This window comes from Micromonospora foliorum (assembly GCF_022229015.1).
Taxonomy (GTDB): domain Bacteria; phylum Actinomycetota; class Actinomycetes; order Mycobacteriales; family Micromonosporaceae; genus Micromonospora; species Micromonospora foliorum.
This window is the reverse complement of record NZ_JAKKFF010000136.1, coordinates 1-5,391: the sequence shown is the minus strand read 5'-3', so window position 1 is coordinate 5,391 and position 5,391 is coordinate 1. Positions and strand designations below refer to the sequence as shown.

Here is a 5,391-nt window from a genome sequence, read left to right as displayed (position 1 = left end):
GGAGCGGCCCTCGACGTGGTCGGCGGCTGCCCGCGCAGGTGCTCACAGCCCCTCCGCCCGGTCCTCGCCGAGCGCGGTGAGTCGATCACGCAGCCGGGACGCCTCCGCCGGACGCAGCCCGGGCACCCGGGCGTCGCTCGCCGCCGCCGCGGTGTGCAACTGCACCGTCGCCAGGTCGAAGGCTCGCTCCAACGGCCCGGCGCTCACGTCGACGAACTGCATCCGCGAGTACGGCACGATGGAGAGCCGGCGGACCAGCAGCCCGTGCCGGACCAGCAGGTCGTTCTCCCGCTCGGCGTACCCCCAGGCCCGGACCGCGCGGACGATCGCGACGGCCCGCCACGCGCCGAGCACCAGCACGGCGGCGACGGCGAGCCCGAACAGCCAGTGCCCGCTCAACGCCCAGCCGACCCCGGTCACCGCCAGCCCGATGGCGACCACGATCGCCAGCCGGATCAGCTCCACCCAGATCAGGTCGGTGGAGATCGGCTGCCAGTTGACCGTGTCCGGCCAGGGCTCCAGCGGACCCCGACCACCCGGCGCAGCCGTCAACAGAGGGCCGGGCGCGACGGGGTCGGACGGCAGGAGGCCGGGGGAGGGCAGGTCGGGCGGGCGCTGGTCGGCGGCGGGTGCCGGCCGGTGACCGGGTGGCAGCGCGCCTGGTGGCAGCGCGGCGGGCGTCGAGACATCCGGTGCGGCGGGCTCCGGGCCGAGCGTGCCGGGTGCCGGAAACGCGCCGGGCGGCGGCTCCACGCCGGGTGGTGCGGTGGCCGGGGTGGGCGGCCAGGACGGGGAGGTGGGGCCGGGGGAAGCCGGAGGGTCGCCGCTCACAGGTCGAGCGTAGGCGATCCGGGCACCGGAGTGACGGTACGCAGGAAGCCCCGAGCGTCCAGGAAGTCTCCGAGGCTGCTCCGGTGCTCGGCGCAGGCCAACCAGGTCTTGCGCCGATCGGCGTCGTGCAGACGGGGGTTGTTCCACTCCAGCGACCAGACGGCGGCGGACCGGCAGCCCCGGGCCGAGCAGACCAGGGACTCTTCGGCGGGGGAGGGGATGCTCATCCCGGCCAGTCTAGGGCGGCGGGACGGAGAGGTTGAGCGCCGGGCGACCACGGGGGGAGCCGCCCGGCGACGGGGTGAATCGTACACGCGGCGGGCCGGTCCGTGCACTCCCGAGACGCGCGATTCGGTGCTGGGGACGGCGCGGCCAAAATCGGCTTCTCCCCACCTCGACACTCAGCAAGGCGTGCGAGTCTTGATACCGCACGAGCCGCGACGACCGAGAAACGCTGTGGAGGACCGGTGGCCCAGCCGACCATGCCCGACGCCCCGACGCCGAACGGAGCGGCGCCCGCGCCGGTGACCACACCCGCGCAGGACGCCACCCTGCTGGAGAAGGGCCTGTTCGAGATCAAACGTGTGATCGTCGGGCAGGACCGGATGGTGGAGCGGATGTTCGTCGCGCTGCTCGCCCGCGGTCACTGCCTGCTCGAAGGCGTGCCCGGGGTGGCCAAGACCCTGGCGGTGGAGACTCTCGCCAAGGTCGTCGGCGGGTCCTTCGCCCGGGTGCAGTTCACCCCGGACCTGGTGCCGGCCGACATCATGGGCACCCGGATCTACCGGCAGTCGAGCGAGAAGTTCGACGTCGAGCTGGGCCCGGTCTTCGTCAACTTCCTGCTCGCCGACGAGATCAACCGGGCGCCGGCGAAGGTGCAGTCCGCGCTGCTGGAGGTGATGAGCGAGCGGCAGGTGTCCATCGGCGGGGAGAGCCACCGGGTGCCGGACCCGTTCCTGGTGATGGCCACCCAGAACCCGATCGAGCAGGAGGGCGTCTACCCGCTGCCGGAGGCGCAGCGGGACCGGTTCCTCATGAAGATCGTGGTGGGCTACCCGACCGACGCGGAGGAACGGGAGATCGTCTACCGGATGGGCGTGGCCGCGCCCGAGCCGACCGCGGTGTTCGACACCCCGGAGCTGATCGCCCTGCAACGCAAGGCGGACCAGGTCTTCGTCCACAACGCCCTGGTCGACTACGCGGTCCGGTTGGTGCTGGCCACCCGCGCCCCGGCCGAGCACGGCATGCCCGACGTCGCGCAACTGATCCAGTACGGGGCCAGCCCGCGCGCCTCGCTGGGGCTGGTCCGGGCCACCCGCGCCCTGGCGCTGCTGCGCGGGCGTGACTACGCGCTGCCCCAGGACGTGCAGGACATCGCGCCGGACATCCTGCGGCACCGGCTGGTGCTCAGCTACGACGCGCTCGCCGACGACGTGCCCGCCGACCACATCGTGCAGCGGGTGATGTCGACGATCCCGCTCCCGGCGGTCGCTCCCCGGCAGCAGGCCACCCCACCGTCGATCGCGCCGCCGCCGGGCGCCGGCTGGCCCGGGCAGCGGCCGTGACCTCACCCACCCCTCGTCCGGCCCCCCTCGCCGACCGTAGCGAGGCCGTGCTGTCCCGGCTTCAGCTGCTCGTCACCCGCAAGCTCGACGGTCTGCTCCAGGGCGACTACGCCGGCCTGCTGCCCGGGCCGGGCAGTGAGGCGGGAGAGTCCCGGGAGTACCGCCCCGGTGACGACGTGCGCCGGATGGACTGGCCGGTCACGGCCCGGACCACCACACCACACGTGCGGCGTACGGTCGCCGACCGGGAGCTGGAGACCTGGCTCGCGCTGGACCTCTCCGCCAGCCTGGACTTCGGGACCGGGCAGTGGCTCAAGCGGGAGGTGGTGGTGGCCGCCGCGGCCGCCATCACCCACCTGACCGTGCGCGGGGGCAACCGGATCGGCGCCGTGATCGGCACCGGCGGCGGGGTGTCCGCGCCGGCCCGACGCTGGCGCGGCGGAGCACCGCCGGTCGGGCCCGGGGTGCTCACCCGGCTGCCGGCCCGCTCCGGGCGCAAGGAGGCGCAGGGTCTGCTGCGTGCCGTCGCCGGCACCGCCATCCAACCCGGCCGTGGTGACCTGGGCGCGCTGATCGAGATGCTCAACCGTCCGCCCCGCCGTCGCGGGGTGGCCGTGGTGGTTTCGGACTTCCTCGCGCCGGTCGAGCAGTGGGCGCGGCCGATGCGCAAGCTGCGCGTCCGCCACGACGTGCTGGCCATCGAGGTGGTCGACCCGCGTGAGCTGGAGCTGCCCGACGTGGGCGTGTTGCCGGTGGTCGACCCGGAGAGCGGCGAGCTGCACGAGGTGCAGACCGCCGACCCGCGGCTGCGGCAGCGCTACGCCGAGGCCGCCACCGCCCAACGGGCCGCGATCGCCGCCGCCCTGCGCGGTGCCGGCGCGGCCCACCTGCGTCTGCGTACCGACCGAGACTGGCTGCTGGACATGGTGCGATTCGTGGCCGCGCAGCGGCACGCGCGTACCCGGGGGACGACACGATGATCCGTTTTCTGCAACCGTGGTGGCTGCTGGCCGTGCTGCCGGTGTTCGCCCTCGCCGCGTTCTACGTCTGGCGGCAGCTGCACCGCCGGGCGTACGCGATGCGGTTCACCAATGTGGACCTGCTGCGTACGGTGGCGCCGAAGGGCCTGGGCTGGCGTCGACACGTCCCGGCGACCGCGTTCCTGCTCTGCCTGCTGGTGCTGGCCACCGCGCTGGCCCGCCCGGCGGTGGACACCAAGGAGCCGCTGGAGCGGGCCACCGTGATGCTCGCCATCGACGTGTCGTTGTCGATGCAGGCCGACGACGTGGCGCCGAACCGGCTGGAGGCGGCGCAGGAGGCGGCCAAGCAGTTCGTCAGTGAGCTGCCGGAGAGCTACAACCTGGGCCTCGTGTCGTTCGCCAAGGCGGCCAACGTGCTGGTGCCGCCGGGCAAGGACCGGGACGCGGTGACCAGCGCCATCGACGGGCTGGTGCTGGCCGAGGCGACCGCGACCGGCGAGGCGGTGTTCACCTGCCTGGAGGCGATCCGGTCGGTGCCGGCCGACGGGGCGGCGGGTATTCCGCCGGCCCGGATCGTGCTGCTCTCCGACGGTTTCCGGACCTCCGGTCGGGCGGTGGAGGAGGCGGCGGCGGCCGCGCAGGCCGCCAACGTCCCGGTCTCCACCATCGCCTTCGGCACCGACACCGGCCAGGTCGACATCGGCGGGCAGTTGCAGCGGGTGCCGGTGGACCGGTTGGCCCTCGCCGAGTTGGCCGAGACCACCGAGGGTTACTTCTACGAGGCGGCCTCGGTGAGCGAGCTGAAGCAGGTCTACCAGGACATGGGCAGCTCGATCGGGTTCCGCACCGAGCCGCGTGAGGTGACCCAGTGGTACGCCGGGGTGGCGTTGCTGCTGGCGCTCTGCGCGGGCGCGTTCAGTCTGCTCTGGTCGTCCCGGATGCTGTGAACCGCTGCGCCGGCGGCGGTCGACGACCGCCGCCGGCGCCGGCACGAGGCGGCGTCAGCCGCCGGCCCGGAGCGGTCAGTGACCGCCGCCGGCGAGCACGAAGACGATGGCCACCCAGACGGCGGCGAGGGTGAAGCCCAGTGGGGCGACGTAGCGGCTCATGACGGCTCCGGGTGGCGGCTGGACGGTCCGCGTGCGGGGGCGGACCGCAGGGGGTGGGGACGCGCACACGAAGTCGTGACCGGGCGGCTCCCGGCGACCGCCCGGGATCGGGCGGCGCGGCACACTCACCTCGGCAGGTGCCCAGGTGGTGGGGAGCGGAGCGGGGTCAGCTCACCAGACTGAGTCGTGGCTCAGCGGGACTGACCATCGGCCCGGCCACGACTGGGAGGATCGCTATCTCGCACAGCGATCACCTCCTGCAAGTCGGGCGGGCCGGAACGTCGATGATCGTACACCTGCGGTGCCGACGGAACGCACTCGGCCGACCGGCCGGCGACCCCTCCACCGCCCGGTTGACGACGCCGCTCACCACCGCCGGGTACGCCTCGGCGGAGCAGCGATCTCGGCTGACCCACCCGCACGACCGTGACCAGCACCGCGGCGAGCAGCGGCAGCCAGCAGAAGCGCGCCAGCACCCAGCCCGGATCCTCCGGGATGGTGTGCAGACCGGGCAGGGCCAGCCCGCTGCGGGCGGTGAGCGCGGTCACCGCCACCAGTACCGGCTGGTGCCACAGGTAGATCCGGACCGCGTACCGGTTCACCTCGGTCACCGCTCGGCCCGGCAGCGGCCGGGTCAGTAGCCGGTGCAGCGCCGGCCGCGCCAGCAGCCCCAGCCCGACCTGGGTGACCGCCAGCGCCACGACCAGCAGCGACGGCGGGTTGAGGTTGGACACCCCGGCCCCGGGCACGCCGACCGCGCTCACCGGGTAGCCCAGCGCCAGCAGCGCCGCCAGCGCGACCGCCCCACCGGCCGCCAACGTGGCGCCCGCGCGCCGGCCGTTTAGCCGCCCGTCGGCGTGCGCCACACCCAGCAGGTACGGCACCGACCAGGCCGCCAGCACGGTG

The 5,391-nt window shown here is 74.0% G+C and carries 7 protein-coding genes; 3 read left to right on the top strand and 4 right to left on the bottom strand.

All coding sequences use genetic code 11. The annotated features are described in order from the left end of the window. Window positions 1-42: 42 nt before the first annotated feature. Both PSH25_RS12310 and PSH25_RS12305 read right to left on the bottom strand, forming a co-directional pair. Window positions 43-585 (bottom strand): PH domain-containing protein, encoded by a 543-nt coding sequence (locus PSH25_RS12310; protein ID WP_372492777.1) that lies wholly within the window; start codon window positions 583-585, stop codon window positions 43-45. A gap of 242 nt (window positions 586-827) precedes the next feature. Then, window positions 828-1,058 (bottom strand): hypothetical protein, encoded by a 231-nt coding sequence (locus PSH25_RS12305; protein WP_238659226.1) that lies wholly within the window; start codon window positions 1,056-1,058, stop codon window positions 828-830. Between the two features lie 240 nt (window positions 1,059-1,298). Between PSH25_RS12305 and PSH25_RS12300 the strand changes: the two genes are divergently transcribed. The 3 genes from PSH25_RS12300 to PSH25_RS12290 are packed head-to-tail and all read left to right on the top strand — an operon-like array spanning window position 1,299 to window position 4,323. Then, window positions 1,299-2,396, top strand: coding sequence for an AAA family ATPase (locus PSH25_RS12300; protein WP_196924350.1), 1,098 nt, complete (start codon window positions 1,299-1,301; stop codon window positions 2,394-2,396). Further along, complete coding sequence (locus PSH25_RS12295; RefSeq protein ID WP_238659227.1) at window positions 2,375-3,376, top strand: DUF58 domain-containing protein; 1,002 nt, start codon at window positions 2,375-2,377, stop codon at window positions 3,374-3,376. Before PSH25_RS12300 ends, PSH25_RS12295 begins: the two co-directional genes overlap by 22 nt. After that, entirely contained in the window at window positions 3,373-4,323 is a 951-nt protein-coding gene (locus tag PSH25_RS12290) for a VWA domain-containing protein (RefSeq protein WP_238659225.1), read from the top strand. The genes PSH25_RS12295 and PSH25_RS12290 overlap by 4 nt, the downstream gene beginning before the upstream one ends. Before the next feature lie 75 nt (window positions 4,324-4,398). Here PSH25_RS12290 and PSH25_RS12285 read toward each other — a convergent pair whose 3' ends face one another. Both PSH25_RS12285 and PSH25_RS12280 read right to left on the bottom strand, forming a co-directional pair. Then, window positions 4,399-4,614, bottom strand: a complete 216-nt coding sequence (locus tag PSH25_RS12285; protein WP_196925116.1) for a hypothetical protein — start codon at window positions 4,612-4,614, stop codon at window positions 4,399-4,401. A 62-nt stretch (window positions 4,615-4,676) separates the two neighbouring features. Continuing rightward, on the bottom strand, window positions 4,677-5,391 hold a 715-nt coding region (locus tag PSH25_RS12280), incomplete at its 5' end, for an acyltransferase family protein (RefSeq protein WP_372492775.1).

What these genes read in the sequence shown, in the direction of transcription:
- PSH25_RS12305 (WP_238659226.1), bottom strand. Translation starts at nt 1,058, where the DNA reads ATGAGCATCCCCTCCCCCGCCGAAGAGTCCCTGGTCTGCTCGGCCCGG.
- PSH25_RS12290 (WP_238659225.1), top strand. Translation starts at nt 3,373, where the DNA reads ATGATCCGTTTTCTGCAACCGTGGTGGCTGCTGGCCGTGCTGCCGGTG.